This window comes from Haloarcula ordinaria, assembly GCF_029338275.1.
GTDB classification, from domain to species: Archaea; Halobacteriota; Halobacteria; order Halobacteriales; family Haloarculaceae; genus Haloarcula; species Haloarcula ordinaria.
Genome location: NZ_CP119789.1, coordinates 2603422 through 2618910, shown reverse-complemented (window position 1 = coordinate 2618910; position 15489 = coordinate 2603422). Strand labels below are relative to the sequence as shown.

14 protein-coding genes are annotated in these 15489 nt (G+C 58.2%); 5 read left to right on the top strand and 9 right to left on the bottom strand.

The genetic code is table 11. The annotated features are described in order from the left end of the window. Positions 1-10: 10 nt before the first annotated feature. Complete coding sequence (locus tag P1L41_RS13785) at positions 11-253, top strand: hypothetical protein (RefSeq protein ID WP_276296307.1); 243 nt, start codon at positions 11-13, stop codon at positions 251-253. Between the two features lie 800 nt (positions 254-1053). Here the strand turns inward: P1L41_RS13785 and P1L41_RS13780 are convergent. Further along, complete coding sequence (locus tag P1L41_RS13780) at positions 1054-1470, bottom strand: hypothetical protein (protein ID WP_276296306.1); 417 nt, start codon at positions 1468-1470, stop codon at positions 1054-1056. 315 nt (positions 1471-1785) lie between these two features. After that, a complete protein-coding gene (locus P1L41_RS13775; RefSeq protein ID WP_276296305.1) occupies positions 1786-1947 on the bottom strand; it encodes a hypothetical protein in 162 nt (53 codons plus the stop codon). A gap of 91 nt (positions 1948-2038) precedes the next feature. Between P1L41_RS13775 and P1L41_RS13770 the strand changes: the two genes are divergently transcribed. Then, positions 2039-2371 carry a DUF8011 family protein gene (locus P1L41_RS13770; protein ID WP_276296304.1) on the top strand — a complete coding sequence of 111 codons (333 nt, stop codon included), beginning with the start codon at positions 2039-2041 and terminating at the stop codon, positions 2369-2371. A gap of 32 nt (positions 2372-2403) precedes the next feature. Here the strand turns inward: P1L41_RS13770 and P1L41_RS13765 are convergent, their stop codons facing one another. The 3 genes from P1L41_RS13765 to P1L41_RS13755 all read right to left on the bottom strand — a co-directional run bounded on the left by P1L41_RS13765 (position 2404) and on the right by P1L41_RS13755 (position 4971). Continuing rightward, positions 2404-3132, bottom strand: a complete 729-nt coding sequence (locus tag P1L41_RS13765; RefSeq protein ID WP_276296303.1) for a DUF7847 domain-containing protein — start codon at positions 3130-3132, stop codon at positions 2404-2406. A gap of 364 nt (positions 3133-3496) precedes the next feature. Continuing rightward, entirely contained in the window at positions 3497-3937 is a 441-nt protein-coding gene (locus P1L41_RS13760; RefSeq protein WP_276296302.1) for a DUF6141 family protein, read from the bottom strand. 137 nt (positions 3938-4074) lie between these two features. Then, entirely contained in the window at positions 4075-4971 is an 897-nt protein-coding gene (locus P1L41_RS13755; RefSeq protein WP_276296301.1) for a DUF3267 domain-containing protein, read from the bottom strand. A gap of 178 nt (positions 4972-5149) precedes the next feature. Between P1L41_RS13755 and P1L41_RS13750 the strand changes: the two genes are divergently transcribed. Both P1L41_RS13750 and P1L41_RS13745 read left to right on the top strand, forming a co-directional pair. Continuing rightward, entirely contained in the window at positions 5150-5908 is a 759-nt protein-coding gene (locus tag P1L41_RS13750; protein WP_276296300.1) for a LolA-like protein, read from the top strand. Between the two features lie 304 nt (positions 5909-6212). Next, positions 6213-6902 (top strand): DUF6790 family protein, encoded by a 690-nt coding sequence (locus tag P1L41_RS13745; protein WP_276296299.1) that lies wholly within the window; start codon positions 6213-6215, stop codon positions 6900-6902. 1839 nt (positions 6903-8741) lie between these two features. Here P1L41_RS13745 and P1L41_RS13740 read toward each other — a convergent pair. From P1L41_RS13740 to P1L41_RS13725, 4 genes are all read right to left on the bottom strand, one after another. Further along, on the bottom strand, positions 8742-10256 hold the full coding sequence (locus tag P1L41_RS13740) for an ABC transporter permease (RefSeq protein WP_276296298.1): 1515 nt from the start codon (positions 10254-10256) through the stop codon (positions 8742-8744). A gap of 279 nt (positions 10257-10535) precedes the next feature. Then, complete coding sequence (locus P1L41_RS13735) at positions 10536-11369, bottom strand: ATP-binding cassette domain-containing protein (RefSeq protein ID WP_276296297.1); 834 nt, start codon at positions 11367-11369, stop codon at positions 10536-10538. A gap of 48 nt (positions 11370-11417) precedes the next feature. Further along, positions 11418-12755, bottom strand: coding sequence for a substrate-binding domain-containing protein (locus P1L41_RS13730; protein ID WP_276296296.1), 1338 nt, complete (start codon positions 12753-12755; stop codon positions 11418-11420). A gap of 264 nt (positions 12756-13019) precedes the next feature. Then, positions 13020-14156, bottom strand: coding sequence for a Gfo/Idh/MocA family protein (locus tag P1L41_RS13725; RefSeq protein WP_276296295.1), 1137 nt, complete (start codon positions 14154-14156; stop codon positions 13020-13022). Between the two features lie 232 nt (positions 14157-14388). Here P1L41_RS13725 and P1L41_RS13720 point away from each other — a divergent pair, with 232 nt between their 5' ends. Further along, entirely contained in the window at positions 14389-15360 is a 972-nt protein-coding gene (locus P1L41_RS13720; RefSeq protein ID WP_276296294.1) for a sugar phosphate isomerase/epimerase family protein, read from the top strand. Positions 15361-15489 lie beyond the last annotated feature (129 nt).

The window sequence follows — 15489 nt, the reverse complement described above, 5'->3', positions numbered from 1 at the left end:
TGATACGCGTATGGATGCTGCCGGGGATAAACTCATTCGCATCGATGCGTGGCTGTTCCATCTGTTGAACGTCCTCGTCGGCATCGCTGTCCTCGTTACAACCGTTCTATATAAGCCACTGGGAACAGTCTCTCTCAACCTGTTCGTCGCACAGATAGATCTGTTCTATATTCTCGTTCCCCTCGCAGTGCTGTACACGTGCTGGAGTGGTGCTGTGTTGTGGCGATGGGTAAACGGAAACGACCTGTTGTGAAACCGTGGACGTCCGCTACCATCCAATCGCTCGGTTTGCTCCTCTCAGTAGGGACTGGCACAGGCCAAGCTACTGAACGCATCGTCTGGGTGCAGCCCGCTGGTTGTCTCTGGTTCGACGGCGGTATTGAAACCTTCAATAAATGATGGATTTCAGCAGACGTGCTGAATACAGGGCGCAAGTCGGTCACTCAACCCTGCCGGTCTTGATGTTCGGTATAGGCCGTCTTCTGGCCATCGAATTATAAGCAGAAGTATGATGCCAATACAGAGACAAGACAGTTCATGAGATCCAGTCCCTCCCTTCGAGATCGAATCCGTCCGAGAGCGTTGTTGTTAATGATACTGCTTGTTGGGGGAGCGACCTTCGTTGAGTTCGTATATTTGGGGCCACCAAGTCTGTATTCGGTTGTTCTCTGGATAATTGTCGTTCCACTGTTGTTCTCCACGACAGTGTACGGTGTTCGAAGTCATCCTCTCTACCAACCGCTCGTGTATGGCAGTTTCATTGCAATCGGCGTCCTTCAGTATCTTGACAGTGACTGGTTCCTTCTCGCGGGGCTGTTCATACTCGCAGGGCTTGTTGGATTAGTTTCTGAACTCCGTAATCAGTATACTCCCACATCTTCCAGACCACAGTGATAAATTCGTATGCCTACGTCGCTCCACAACAGAACGAGTGAGACGGACGACATCCTTTGCTGAATAGACCCTCTGAGTGTTGCATACCGCTACTGACAGTGACTGGGGAGGTTTCTCCGGTCGTGCTGAATAGAGCGCGCGTATTCGGCAGTCCGTTCGTCAGCGGGCTTCGACGGACCCACGAAGCGAGAACGCTCCAGCAGCGACCGCCAGACAGCCCGCAACCGAGGCAAGCGCCGGACCGACCATCACCGGCTCGAAGACCTGAGGCAAGGAGGCTGACTGTTGGGCAATGAGGTAATGTGGGAGAACCGCATACCCCACTCCAAGGAGACACAGAACGCCTCCTTTCACCTGATTCCATGGAAGAACGAGAGTTATGCCACTCGCGACAGTCATCACGCCGACGAAGATGCTCTCGATGACTGTGAGTTTGTAGCCGAATAGGTACGACCCGATACTGGGAACCTGTGTTGCGTCGGAAGCCGGAGCCATCCACGGCAGGTATCCACTGACCACCAGTAGGACGACAGAGGCTACTGTGAGCGCCACGGTTACTCGGGCGGTATTGGCCATACAGAGGTGTCCTGACTCGCTTGTAAGTGTCTTCTCTTCATGACCGACCTATCCTCTAAGTCTCGCACGCCAATTCTGGCAGAGAATGGAGAGGTTTCTGTAGACGTGCTGAATAGAGCGCGCACCAGTCTTTCTGTATATGATAAGTTTATAACAGCTGGAAGCTTAAGTATCAAACAATGAATAGTGAGCCCAAAGCAGATATTGTGAACGTCGTAGTGGGGGCGGCGTTGTTGATCGGTTCTGCGGTACTAATCGCAATTAACGGTGTGGTTGTGACTACCTTACTATTCTTTCTGGGCGGAGTGTATCTGGTCAGCCGAGAAGTCCGAAAAGCTCTGAAAAGACAATAACTGAATCAGACTGCACAACTTTTCTGCTGAACTCACCCTCTGTATCGGTCACGCCGGTACTGACAAGATTCGAGTAGTTGCTAAGGGCGTTCCTGTATACAGCACGCGAGTCGGTCAGCGTCATCAGCACCGTTTCACAATCGAACCAGACTTATCTCAACGGCGGGTACGCGAATCCCCGCCGTATTTTGGCATCGCGGGAGATGACACGCTTGATGCCCTCCATAATCGATGAGACAGTGTTCGGCGAGCCCTCCAGAGGGCTTGGGCTGTTTTTCCTCTGTGGTGCACTTCTATTGGCCGGGCAACAAGGGTACTACGTTATAGTAAAAGGGGCGACGCCGTTCTATGCTGGGCTATTTGTGATTGCCGGGATGGCCCTCTCAGGCATTGCCGAGTCCTTGCCGAAATCCCGACGACGGGCTGCTGGTGCCCTGCGACTCACGGCGATCTCTATACTGGTGAGTCTTCTTGTTATCGGCTTCTTCACCCCCCGAGCTCCTCTCAGCGTGATCGAGCCGGTCGGGTTGAGTTCACCACTCTTGTAATGAGTTCATTCTCTCTTGCACCGCCGAGTGACTCACACCTGGCCCCCATCCGACTGCTCGTCTCGTATCTGAAGATAGGCGTCGGCGATGATGCCATATCCAAGTATCGCAAGCGGGGCAGTCACCAGGAACGTGACGAGTTGGCCTATCCCCGGGCTGACGAAGGATGCAAGCGACCCGATACTGCTAACGAGGCCAGTCACGACCCCAACGAGCAATAGAAGGCCCGCTAACCGCCAGCGATTCCCACGTGAAAGCGCCCAACTGCGTCGCAGCGAGGCAATGAGACGACGGTCTTCCACGGCGATGGCGAACACGACGAACGCGAAGCTCACCATAAGGAAAATGCCGGGAATTACCAGCAGAACGAACCCGAAGAACGTGGCGATACCGACGACGATGTTCGCACCGACAGCTGTCAGTAGCGCTCGTCCAATCCGCCGGGTGAACAGCGATCCAGTGACTGTTCCGCTGTCTGACCCCTGCCGAGTGAACGCGCGGGCGGCGGCGATGTAGAGCGCAATGCCAAACAGCAGGGCAGCGAGTGCAAGTCCCGCCGCGAGGACACTGGAGAGGGGTAGCGTCAACCCGATCTGTGCTTCCTGTTGAATCTCTGGTGGGAGCGCTCCAGCGACAATCGTGTTGACCGAACTGGTGAATATCCCCACGTAGAGGAAAGTCAGTACCATCAGGGTGATGCCAACCGGAGAGACACTCCGGCTAATGCCGTTGCTAATCGCACGGTCAATTTGGAGGGCCATAACTGATTTGCTTAGGCTAGTGTAGAAAATCCTTCGCTTGACGACACTTCGGAAAGTAGCGGCGGTGGCCTGCGTACAAGTACAGACTCGCAGCGCTACGGTAGTGTCTCGCCTGTCGCTCCGTCACTGAACTCGAATTAATCGATGGACACCGCACAGAAAAGTCACCACTCTTGCCCAGTCTGTCGCTCCTTAGCCCAGAGTACCGCACTCTTCTCGCGTGTAGTAATTCTATGATTGCGCACAGGGGCTCTCGATAGCCTCTCAGTACCGAAGTGACCGATACAGAAGGGGCATTCAGCATCGGTATTGCATGAGGGTTTATTACCTCCGTTTCGTCTGCGATCAAGAGGAAATGAGGGTGCTACTGTACTGCCTCGTCGATGGCCTTGACGAACTCCTCCGGGTGTTGAGACCCGAGAAGCACATCACGCTCGTTCGTCCGTTCGATCCAAACTCCTCGATTACCACGTACGTTGTAGGCAAGCTTCCCGGGTGCCCAGCGAATCCCCCAGCCGCCGAACTCACGGAGTGGTCTGTACTGTTTGGTCTCGCGCTGTTCGATTTCTGCCCACGGTATTCGACGGAACGAGTGGTGAAGTGGCCACATTTTGAGATATATACCGTCAGCTCTCACTTCGGTCGTGAGACGAAGGCTGTAGACGAACCCAGCGACCGCACCGACGATGACGAGTCCGCCCCACGAAATGGGCCCCAACACGAGCATGAGCAGCGCGATCCCTCCGAGGAGTGTCCAGATCCACGGCTGGCGAAACCGCTGTACTTCACGGAATAATGGGTCCATGTGTGAGTACTACGCGAACGACGGTATTCAGTACTCGGCCTGCCAGACATCGAGATACGATTGAGACCGATGCGTACCGTGGTTGAAGCACCCTCCTCCCCCTCTTTCATTGTATTCGGTATCGTAAGCGGAGTGACTTACGCGATATCTGTGGGGACTCGCTTGCCTCGGCGATAGCTCCGCACGAACGCGTACACCAAGCCGAGCAGACCACCCACGCTCAGGACGCCCGGACCGACGCTGATCGAGATCTCCTCTGCGGTGTTGACGAACGCGAAGAGGTACGTGAGCGTCCCCGGCGTCCCGACGGTTATCGACTCGACGCCGAGCGCCGAGAGGAGTATCGGACCAACAAGTGCCAGTAGTATCCCCACGAGGAACAACGCCACCGCTGCTCCGGAGAGCGCGTCCCAGACGAGCGACGTTATCGACAGCGAACGCGGTCTATCGCTGTCCTGCCCGACGATTCGGACGCCGCTTTCGTGATCAACGATTCGAACGTGTGCTGGATAGCTCACCACCATCAGTGTCATCCAGATGTCTGCGACTGCCCCAGCGGCGTTCAACGTCAGTGGAATGACCAACCATCCCCACTCAAGCAGGATCATCAAGGGGACGCCGACGAGCGTCATCACGACGAGTGGCGTCAAGAGGACCACGATGAACTGGTTGCGCGTGAACTCGTGGTCGGTTGTCGCGTATGCGTACGGGAGCACGAAGTGAGCGACGCCGACACCGTAGCGTGGCTCGCCACCATAGTGTCTGATTGCGAGCCCGTGGAGCCACTCGTGGGGAACGAGAATCGCCGTCCCGAGAAACACGAGGACGAGGATGTTCAGTGGGGTCGCAACCCACCCGACCGACTCCGGTACAAACTGGAACGTCACGACATTCCCAGTCGTAACCTGGTAGAGCCCACTGAATAGTGTCCAACCGACGAGCATCCCCAACGTACCGATTGCCAGCATCTGAATCGTCAGCCCGCGAGTGAGTTCGAGACCGGCGAGCACTCGCTCAGTGGACCGGTCCGCCATTTGTTGGAGTGATATCCCACTTACAGAAAAGCGTTCGCACCACACCCGTGCGCTGTGTGTTCAACAGGACTACTGAAATATATCTCCGATTGAGGATATCAAAACGCCCTCTATTGTCACTTGGTCTCGTCGGTCGCGCCGGGGAAGATAAGTACTGGTGCGGTATAATCGACCAACGATGGCCCGCTTCGCCCTCCACGCCCTGCTGGTCGTCTGTGTCCTGACGAGTGGGTGTTCGCTGTTCGGCCCCGACTACACACGCGAAGACCGCGCCGTCGAGGCACTCGAAAATGCGACGAGTACCCACTCGGCAACCGATACCTACCGCTTCGAATCACACATGACTGTCACAAGCGCTGCCGACGGCCGCACCGAGCGGGTCGATATTGCACTCACCGGCACTGTCGATGTCGCCGCACGTACGTTGCGCCAGGAAGCCATCAGAGATAGCGAGTCACGACGTACGTTCGTGGTGAATCGAACCGTCTACCGGGAGTGTGCACCACCGTGGGACGGCTGGGCAGTCGAGGAATCCGACGATACCGTCCAGTGGGTGAACCGAACTCCGGCGGTCCGCCAACTCTCTTTGCTTGAGTCGGGATCGCTGTACTGGAACGGCACCGAAACCGTCGATGGCGACCGGGCTGTGGTCCTCACCGGCGAACCGAGCTCCGATGCGCTCACCGAGTATCAAGACGACCAGTCACGACCGCTGTTCGGCGGTCCGCGTATCGACGGCGTCGAACTGCGAGCCTGGATCGATGCCGACACTAAGCGCCTCCTCAGAACGGAACTTCGCTTCACCGTGTCGAACAGGGACAATTCCGCAACGGCGACTATGGAGACCACCTTCAGCGACTATGGCGAATCAGTCTCAATCGATGTACCCTCCGAGGCGCGAACGAACCAGTACAATCTCGGCTGCCCTGGGGAGTAACTGGTCTAGCGAGTTGGTTGTGGTCCCGGTCCTGATGATCTTGATCGCCATCGGGGTGATAGCGAGTAGTCCAGTATCGTGGTCTTGGCGGGGCCAAGAGTTGCAAGTAGCATTGTCGGGTTGTGAACAGCCCCCACGATGTCATTATCTCGGTTCTCACATCTTTCAAGAGAAGTAGATTGTTGGCCGATTGAAATGGGTATGACCGATTCGAAGGAAGTGGTTCGGTTGCGTTCGTCCAGCAGACGGGTTCAAGAGCAAGTGCATCCTTAATCTTTCACGAGTAATCACCCGAGCCTCCATGATGGAAGATGTATTCTTGATTCGAATCTTCGCGTATACGGTCCTGCCGCTTATATTCGCTGTCGCCCATCTACTCGTTGGCCCACAGTCACGGACGTTCTCCCGGCGTATCGAGCTCTTCGTCATCTACCTGTTGGCAATCAGCGTCGGGGCAAACGGTATCAGCGGTGCCTTCGGACACCTATTCCTGTCTGACCTCGTGGCCGAGTCGGTTGGATGGCCGGCTGGCAGCCCATTCCAGCTGGAGATGGGCTTCGCCAACCTGGCCCTTGGTGTATTGGGCTTCCTCGCCGTGGGCCGACGTGGTGGCTTTCGCATAGCCACCATTATCGCGGTAGCAATAATCGGATTCGGCGCAACCACGGTCCATCTCCTTGACATCGCTGCGACTGGGAACCTCGCACCGGGTAACACTATTCAGAACGTGAGCAACGTGACTGATCCAGTATTGCTCATCGGGCTGACGTGGCTGAGCGCACGGCGAGCCGATCCCGACGCCGAGAGTTCGGAGTTCGAACGGTGGCAACAGCGACAACAACCCATCGCTATGCTAGCGGCGGCCGGTATCGGCACGGGATTCGGTATCGGCTTTGCTATGGGCGGTTTGCTCCTGTGGACCGTCGTCGGGGCTGCCGTTGGCCTTGCCATCGGCGTCAGATTCAGCAGACGGCTTCCCGATGTGGTTCCATAGTGAAAGCGGCTTTTACAGATGCACCACTCGTGTTTCCATCGCCTGGTTCCCTTCACCGATCTGCAGAAATTCATAATGCGAGATACGCACTGGATCTTCGGTATGCGCCAAGATATAGTAATAATTCTGATATATGGGGGCGTATTCAAACCCCTCGAATTCGGTCGCCTCACGCCCGAAAGGACGATTCGTTCGACAGTCGAACGAGCGCCCTCAGCGCCCGTACCGAGTTTTGGGTCTTGACCAGCATACAGCATCGGAGTTCTCCCGCAGCTCTATAAGGCGGAGGATTGCTTTCGTGCAGTCGTCGGCCGAGTCCAGTCCGCTACGTGAACGCCGGAGACACGGTGAGGGTCAACGCGGTCGTAATCACGACCCTTTCGACCCAGGCCTGATACGAGTGCCGTGCGCCAGGAACCGACGCCGTCTTGCGACGTATCAGAACCAGCGCCAATGTCTTCGAGTTCCACACTCGCGGTATCGGCGGTGTTCGTAACCGATTAATCGATGGTTAGATACTGGGATACCGAGACTGGTCTCTTGACATTCGACAATTTATATTGGAAAAATACGTTGAAATCTAGTATCAACTGTGCCTTTTGATATTATACTGAGTTATATACTTAACATTGAGGTGGATAAAGTCATAGAGCAGTGAAAAGTGGGAAATTTGGATTCTAAATCAGATATTAGAGAATATAATTCTAAATTTGAAACTATTTTGGCTAATTATGAGGGCATAATGGGTGACTATTGTTACTATCTTATGCGTCGTCTATCTCGAGCCTGAAATACCCTGCCAGTCCAAGAGCCCTGCTGGACCAGTGTACTTCGCCCACGGGGAAGAGGTCAAACCCACATCCGAGTCGTCTTCATCTCTCGAACCGGTTCGGTAGTACTGAACAGGCTCTACCTTTGCTCGATTCTCGTGAGTCGAAGGCTCGATCCGTTTCCCGGCACGGACAAAACGTGGACTGGCCTGCATATTCAGGGAGAGAGAGAGGTTGTTCCTGGGCGGTTTCGGCGCTTCTACTGATTCAGTAGTGAGAGTTGTCACGACGACCAATCGCTGTAGTGGCGCGGTCGTTCGACTCGTCACGTATAAGTTTCCAAGCCTGTTGCCGCAGAAATATTGTTCAGTATCGAAGAACGAAGCGGAGCGACACGTCGAGCACGATGATCCCGTTAGAAAAGACTCGGGGCGTTATCTTCGGTTGGGCAAAGAACGCGTATCGAGCACCTGTCGGTCTGATACTACATCTCGCTGCTTATCTGTGCTAGGAGACCGTCTTCGTGAACGCTATCGAGTCGGTACCCATCTCCCTACTCTTGACACTCCGTCACGTGGGCCGCTGTGGACGGGCCCTGGAGAAGTTACGCGACGAACGTGTGGTCTGGCCCTAATATAACGAGCGTACACCTGTGATTTAGATGTCGCGCCCCCCTTCCGGGACACTCGTGTCATTAGATTCTGGCTGATAGCCTGGTGATATAGAGAGGCCAATACCTGTTCGTTCTCTAATACGGAATGCTACATACTCGATTCGACTGTGAACTCACAGCACTGTTCCGCCATCACCGAGGTTCCTGTTTGGTAAACCATCTCATAGACCGGTCACTGCCGGTTTCACGCGGGACGTCTCGTGGACATCGACACTGCAGGCCAGGGCCGCGCTCCACGCGCCATTTCGCATTGGAGAATATCTAGCGAACTCGACAGGGCCCAGCAGGGTGTCGCGTGGGATCTCAGTACGGTCCGGGACGTGGACTCAGTCAGAGGTCGAGCGGCGCGTGATGTCGTTTAGAAACGGAGTGAAAAACGGTGTGGCTCTGTGGGGGTCAGATCGGAATCATCGTCTCGGACGTCAGCCCGATTCCCACGAACACCATTGCCGAGAGCCAGAGCAGGTGCATGATGACGAGGCTACCGAGGGCCTTTCTGCTTGGCAACCCGTGGGTGGTCGTGATGCCGGCATACACGGTGCGCGAGATTACCACTACCGCCGGAATCGCCAGGAGGAGCGCGGTGAGCAGGGACGTGCCGACGATGGCAATGTCGTAGCCCAGCGTGACAAACGGGATGGCGAACAGTGGGGCAGCCATGAGACCGTACGTTATCGTGAGCAGGGTGCTCACCGAGTCTCCGGTGCCGTCGAAGAACTTGTTCGCTGCCGAGAGAGCGAAGAATCCGACAAACGCCATGGCTGCCAGGAAGAGGTACACCTGAGCCATCGTCTCCGGCCACCCACCCTCGAGTAACAGTCTGAACTCTCCGCCGCCGCCGGCGAGGCTGAACACGAACGCGAGGAGGTTGGTCAGGACTCCGGTAACGCCGATCGTCACAGCGAGGAAGCCGAACATCTCGCTGGTCGTCATCTGTTCGGAGACCTCGTCGAAGAAGTGGTGGGGGGATCGAACCAACTCCGAGATGGGGTCGAAGTACCATCGCTTGAGGAGATCGTAGCTGAATCCTTTGAAGATCACGTCAAGGCCGATGGCCGCGATGATGAATCCACCCTGGATAACGCCGTTCCAGCCACTGATGTTAAGACCGATTAGCGTCAGGATGTTGTTCGCGATGGCGAGGACGACGGCACCGAGCACGACCCCAACCATCGATCCTTCGCCACCCGTGAGTTTTGTCCCACCGAGGACGACGGCTGCGATAACAATCAGTGCGAGCCCGTTGCCAGTACCCGACGACACTGAGCCGAAGCGTGCGAGATAGGACATTCCGGCGAACGCGGCCATCATCGAACACAGCGCGAAGGCGCCGAGTTTGATCATCTGTGGGTCGATACCGGTCGTGTCGACCGACTGTACGTTGTCACCCGTCGCACGCACGTGGGCGCCGAATCGCGTGTAGTTGAGGATGTAGTGGAACACGCCGAGCAGGATGAAGATCCAGAGGATCTGTATCGGGAACTGTGAGAACGTGTTCACGTCGTCGTGAATGCCCGGTATCTGGTACGATATCGTCGGTATCTGGATGTTGCCACCGATCCACCAGAGGATGCCGATGTCTTCGGACGCCGCAGCAACCGTGGTGCCGCCGAGGAAGATCCGTTGGATACCCCGGACCAGCGTCAGGGTCCCGATAGTGACGATCAGCGACGGCAGCCCCATCTTCACGACGATCAGCCCCTGTGTGATTCCGAAGATAGCGGCAAAGACAAGGATGAGCACGACCGCGAACAGGGGATCGAGACCCAGTTCGCTGCTACCGATGATGAGTGCCGTAAACGCTGCCGAAAGACCGTACATCGACCCTACTGAAAGGTCGAACTCGGCCGTAATCATCAGCAAGGCAACGCCGAAGCCGATGAACGCAGTCGTCGCTGCCTGTCGAAGCACACCCGCCAGATTGTTCAGCGTGAGAAAGCGTGAGGGGCTAAGAAACGCTCCCAGTAGGAAGATGACGATCAGGCCGAACAACACACTGCCTTCACGCCGATCGAATAGCGATTCAAGGGAAGACCCCACACGCGACCAGACTGTCTGTGACTCTGTTGCCACGTACTATAACACCTACAGAGATAACTACAGAGGAGCGGTTTATAATTTTTGATGAGGTAAGAGACGATCCAGGTCGCGACTGGTGTGACGAGGAGTCCCCACAGAGTGACTGGGCGTCTACCGCTCGCGTTCGCGGTGCATCCGCTCGACGATGTCCATCCGCTCGATGTCGTCTCGGTTGGTGTCGAGGACATCCACGATCTCACCGTCCCGCATAACGGCGATCCTATCGGCGACGTCGACGACGACGTCGATCTTGTGCGAGATGAGGATGACCGACTTCTCACCGTCTGGGATACCACGGACGAGGTCGATGATCTTGTCGGTCCCGGTGGTCGAAACTTCGGACGTCGGCTCGTCGAGGATGATAATCGGCGGGTCTCGGATGAGTGCACGGGCGACCGCAACCGCCTGTTTCTGCCCGCCAGAGAGTTCGTTGACGGGCGAGCGCGGATCGAAGTCGAACCCGATCTCGTTCAGCAGGTCCCGGCTCTCATTGATCATGTACTTGCGGTCGAGTTGCCGAAGCAGCCACCCACGGGGGCCGTCCTTCAGCGGTTCCATTCCGAGGAAGATATTCGCGAAACTCGCCGCATTTGGCGTCAGATGTTGTTCTTGGTACACCGTCGCGATGCCAGCGTCCATCGCGTCCTTCGACGAGGAAAAATACTGCTTGCGCAGCTCACCTCGTAATCGGAGAAAGATGTCACCACGGGTTGGCTGGAGGACACCGGACAACATCTTGATCAAGGTCGACTTCCCGGCGCCGTTGTCCCCGGCAATGGCCAGGATCTCGTCTTGGTGAAGCTCTAGACTGACGTCTTTGACTGCCTCGATAGCGCCGAAGTACTTCGTGAGGTCTTTCGTCTGGAGCGTTACCTGCCCGCCGTCGCCGACACCCGTATCCGATTCGACTGCAGGTTCGACTGAGTCTGAATCAGCGTCTGCCATGGCTAGTAAGCAAATCGCGGAGATATAAATCCACCGCTGCAGGGTGTGTTATCCCAGGTCGTAGTTCTGGTTCTGCCAGCTTTGCAGGTCGGCCCACGAGCGGCGTTCGAGGGCAAAGGGCACGTTCTCCTCGTCCCAGACGGAGACGCCCCACTCTATGTCTTTCATCTCGATTCCACGGTTGACGTACATCCACGCCAGGGGCACGTTCATGAAGCCCTGACTGTACGGGTCCTGCCCGACTGTGAAGTCGATGAAGCCGTCGTTGATCCCGTTGAGCAACGGTCTGACGAGGTCGAATCCACAGATAACCATCGGCCCCTCGATTTCGCCGGCGTCGAGTGCCTGGCCCGCACCGACTGCACCCCAGAATGCCGAGCAGATGACGCCGTCGACGTCTTGGCCCGAGATCGTGTTCGTGATCTCGGTCTGTGCCTCGGCGATGTTCGCCGGCGGATTGATGATCTGGTCGTTGTAGAGGCTGACCGACGGGTTACTCTGTGCCTCGAAGTATCGCTGGGCGGTCCCCGTGCTCTCAGCGTTCGCGTTCACCCGACGGGTGACGGCCGGGTTGTCCGGAAGTTCGTTCGTGATGAGGACAGTGAGTTCGTCCTTGTCTGGGAACGTCTGTTGGAGGCGTTCGTACGCCTCCGCCGCCATCGCGGCACCACCACGGGCGTCGCGAATCCCGACGTGGGGGATAATCATCGCCTGGTCCCGGTAACTGAACTCCTCTTGCATCGTCTCGTAGTTCCACGGCGCACCCTCCGGCGGATTCGTCGCGGGGGTCGTGTGTCCGTTGATGACGACGATGTCGTTATCGAGTGCTCGCTGGAGTACGTCGTTGTACGCTGTCGTGTCCAGGACCGTCGTGACGAGCACGTCACCTGGATCGAGGTTGTCGACCTGCGTGTTCAGGATCTGAATCTGTGCCGAGGGGTCGCCCGCGGTGGCACCCGAGGGACCGGTGACCGACCCGTTCCAGCCGAACTGGTTGAGCGCGTCCTGGTACCCACAGATCAGCGGCACGAAGAACGCGTTGTCGATGCTCTGGATGACGAAGGGGGCAGTTCGCTCGGCGTCGCCAGCGCCACTCTCCGTCTTGGACCCGTCCCACTCCGGCGGTGCGACGGCAGGATGCCGGGAGAATTCGAAGTCGGCAGGCGGACTGGCATTTCCATCCCCGTTGGAACCGCCATCCCCGCCCCCATCGCTCCCGTCACCACCGTCACCGCCGTCTTCCTGGTCGCCAAGCAAGGCGTTACAACCTGCCAGTCCGGTGGCGGCACCCAGCGCACCGAGTTGTGCCATCACCTTCCGACGTGACACGTCCTTGCCAAGTTCGATCTCGAATCTCCCGTCCTCGATAACATCGTCTGGTTCCATACCGGTTCGGAAAGTGTACGGCCTAGCATAAATAAATTATTATAAATTAAGTATGACGTTTCTCGTCGCGGTGATGGCGGGGAACAGAGCGTGGTCCCGTAATTTCGCCCGGAATTCGTCTCTGTTTCCGACGATCGCATTCGAGTGACGCGGGTCTGTAGCGCCCCCTCCCATCGGTGGGGAGCGGAGTCGCAAAGTCGTGGTGTCGAGCCCTGGATATCACCGTGTACTTACCGGCACGAGAAAACAGTGAGCCGAGGGTTCTCAGACGTCGACCCAGCGGCCAGTCTCGTCGCTCCGTTCGATCGCGTCCAGGACCCGCTGGACCGAGAGTCCGTCCTGGAAGCTCGGCGCGTATTCCTCGCCATCCGCGACCGCGCTGAGGAACTCGTAATCCTCGTGGATGAAGGTGTGTTCCCAGCCGATGACGTGGCCCGGCGGCCACCAGTGGTCGATATAGGGGTCGTCGGGGTCGGTCACCAGCACCGTCTCGTACCCGCGGTTCTCACCACGGAGGACCTCGAGCTCGTTGAGTCGTTCCAGGTCGAACCTGATGCTCCCCTCGGATCCGTTGATAGCAATCGTGTGCGCGTTCTTCTGCCCGTTCGCGAACCGCGTGGCCTCGAAGGTTCCCATCGCACCGCCTTCGAAGGCCGCCTGCGCTGAGTAGGCGTCGTCCACGGTCACCTCACGGGTTTCGACCGCGTCAGAGCCAGCGGCGTCCAGTCCACCACCGTCCGCGCCGGGTACCGGCCGTTCGTCGACGAAGGTCCGAAGGTGGCCACTCACGCGGGCGATGTCCTCCCCGAGGAGGAACTGTGCCAGGTCGATCGAGTGGGCACCAAGGTCGCCGAGTGCCCCGCTCCCGGCTACCTCCGCACTGTTGCGCCACGACCACGGCGCCTGCGGATCGACGAGCCAATCCTGCAGGTAATTCGCTCGCACGTGATGGATATCGCCCAAGACGCCGTCCGCGATGAGCTGCCGGGCGTACCGGATGGCAGGAACGTACCGGTAGTTGAACGCGACCGCCGACGGGACGTCGGCGTTCTCGGCGGCGTCGGCCATCCGCTCTGCGTCCTTGAGCGTGGCTGCCAGGGGTTTCTCCGAGAGGACCGGGACGCCCGCCTCCAGTGCGGCGATCGAGGGGTCGGCGTGGACGTTGTTCGGTCCCAGGTTGTAGAAGACGTCGACCTCGTCGACGACGTCCCGCCAGTCCGTGGACGTTCTGCTGAAACCCAGCTGGTCGGCGGCGTCCTCCAGCGCCGTCTCGTCGCGGCCGATGAGGACGTCCCGCTCGACCGCCGGCGCATCCGGGAAGAACATCGGGAGCCTGGCCATGGCGTTCGAATGGGCCTTGCCCATGAACCGATACCCCAGCATACCGACGGACAGAGTCACGAGGGCCCACCTCGCTCGGTACCGTAGTTGCCGGCCGACGACGCTACTCGAATGCGGTGTTTCACACGCATAGTCGAAGCAGGAACTACCAGCCGCATTAATGTTACCCCGTCAGAGACTGACGATGGGGCCCCTCTCTGCCCGCGAGTCTGCTGCCAGGCCGGGTCGATCGGACGGGTAGGCGGGTGGCGGGGGATAGCTATTTTGCATATTCAATCCAATCGTCGTCTGTATGCAACTAGGCGTACTCACGGCCCAACCGCTCGGGCACATGGACCGTTCGGACGCGTTCGACTTCCTCGAAACACTCGGCGTCGACGCCGTCGAACTGGGTGCTGGTGGCTTGATCGGCTCCGACCACATCGATCGGGGCCACTTGCTCGACGACGACGATGCACAGGCCGCACTCCAGGCCGAACTCGACGAACACGACCTCGAAATCTGTGGACTCGCGGTCCACGACAACCCCCTCCATCCCGACGAGGAGCGACAGCGGAGAGTCGACGAGGAAACCCGTGAGACGATCAGGCTGGCGTCCCAGCTCGACGTCGACCGCATCATCACGTTCTCGGGTCTGCCCGCAGGCTCGCCGGACGATTCGACGCCGAACTGGGTCACCTTCCCGTGGCCACAGGAACACGCGGAGGCGCGTGACTACCAGTGGGAGGTCGCGACCGAGTACTGGAGCGACCTCGGGGCCTTCGCCGACGACCACGGCGTCGACATCGCCATCGAGATGCACCCGAACATGATGGTGTACGACCCGGTGGGGATGGTGAAACTGCGCGAGCGCACCCACGAGCGCGTCGGCGCGAACCTCGACCCATCCCACCTCTGGTGGCAGGGCATCGACATCCCGAAGGCGATTCGCTACCTCGCGGACCACGACGCCATCCACTACGTGCACGCCAAGGACGTCCGCGTGTACGACTCGAACGCCGAGATCGAGGGTGTCCTCGACAACAAGGACTTCGACCGCGAGGAGGAACGCGCCTGGATGTTCCGCTCGGTGGGCTACGGCCACGACGAGGACGCCTGGCGCGACATCATCAGCACGCTCCGACTGGTCGGTTACGACGACGTGCTCAGCATCGAGTGGGAGGACGGCCTCGCAGAGCCCACCGAGGGCCTCGAAAAGGCCGTGACCATGCTCCAGGACGGCCTGCTGCGAAAGGAAGCCGACGTCGACTGGGTGCCCGAGTAAGTCGCTTGGCTCCCTGTCGGCCGGTCGGGGTTCGGGTGCACGTCCCCGACCTCGAAGTCTCCGCACTCGCCAGGTTCGGGTAGCCACGGGTCGTCCGACGGTACCGGCCACGCGAGGCTTTAACATGGA

What these genes read in the sequence shown, in the direction of transcription:
- P1L41_RS13735 (WP_276296297.1), bottom strand. Translation starts at nt 11,369, where the DNA reads ATGGCAGACGCTGATTCAGACTCAGTCGAACCTGCAGTCGAATCGGAT.
- P1L41_RS13760 (WP_276296302.1), bottom strand. Translation starts at nt 3,937, where the DNA reads ATGGACCCATTATTCCGTGAAGTACAGCGGTTTCGCCAGCCGTGGATC.
- P1L41_RS13770 (WP_276296304.1), top strand. Translation starts at nt 2,039, where the DNA reads ATGCCCTCCATAATCGATGAGACAGTGTTCGGCGAGCCCTCCAGAGGG.
- P1L41_RS13750 (WP_276296300.1), top strand. Translation starts at nt 5,150, where the DNA reads ATGGCCCGCTTCGCCCTCCACGCCCTGCTGGTCGTCTGTGTCCTGACG.
- P1L41_RS13730 (WP_276296296.1), bottom strand. Translation starts at nt 12,755, where the DNA reads ATGGAACCAGACGATGTTATCGAGGACGGGAGATTCGAGATCGAACTT.
- P1L41_RS13720 (WP_276296294.1), top strand. Translation starts at nt 14,389, where the DNA reads ATGCAACTAGGCGTACTCACGGCCCAACCGCTCGGGCACATGGACCGT.
- P1L41_RS13765 (WP_276296303.1), bottom strand. Translation starts at nt 3,132, where the DNA reads ATGGCCCTCCAAATTGACCGTGCGATTAGCAACGGCATTAGCCGGAGT.
- P1L41_RS13745 (WP_276296299.1), top strand. Translation starts at nt 6,213, where the DNA reads ATGGAAGATGTATTCTTGATTCGAATCTTCGCGTATACGGTCCTGCCG.
- P1L41_RS13785 (WP_276296307.1), top strand. Translation starts at nt 11, where the DNA reads ATGGATGCTGCCGGGGATAAACTCATTCGCATCGATGCGTGGCTGTTC.
- P1L41_RS13780 (WP_276296306.1), bottom strand. Translation starts at nt 1,470, where the DNA reads ATGGCCAATACCGCCCGAGTAACCGTGGCGCTCACAGTAGCCTCTGTC.
- P1L41_RS13755 (WP_276296301.1), bottom strand. Translation starts at nt 4,971, where the DNA reads ATGGCGGACCGGTCCACTGAGCGAGTGCTCGCCGGTCTCGAACTCACT.
- P1L41_RS13775 (WP_276296305.1), bottom strand. Translation starts at nt 1,947, where the DNA reads ATGACGCTGACCGACTCGCGTGCTGTATACAGGAACGCCCTTAGCAAC.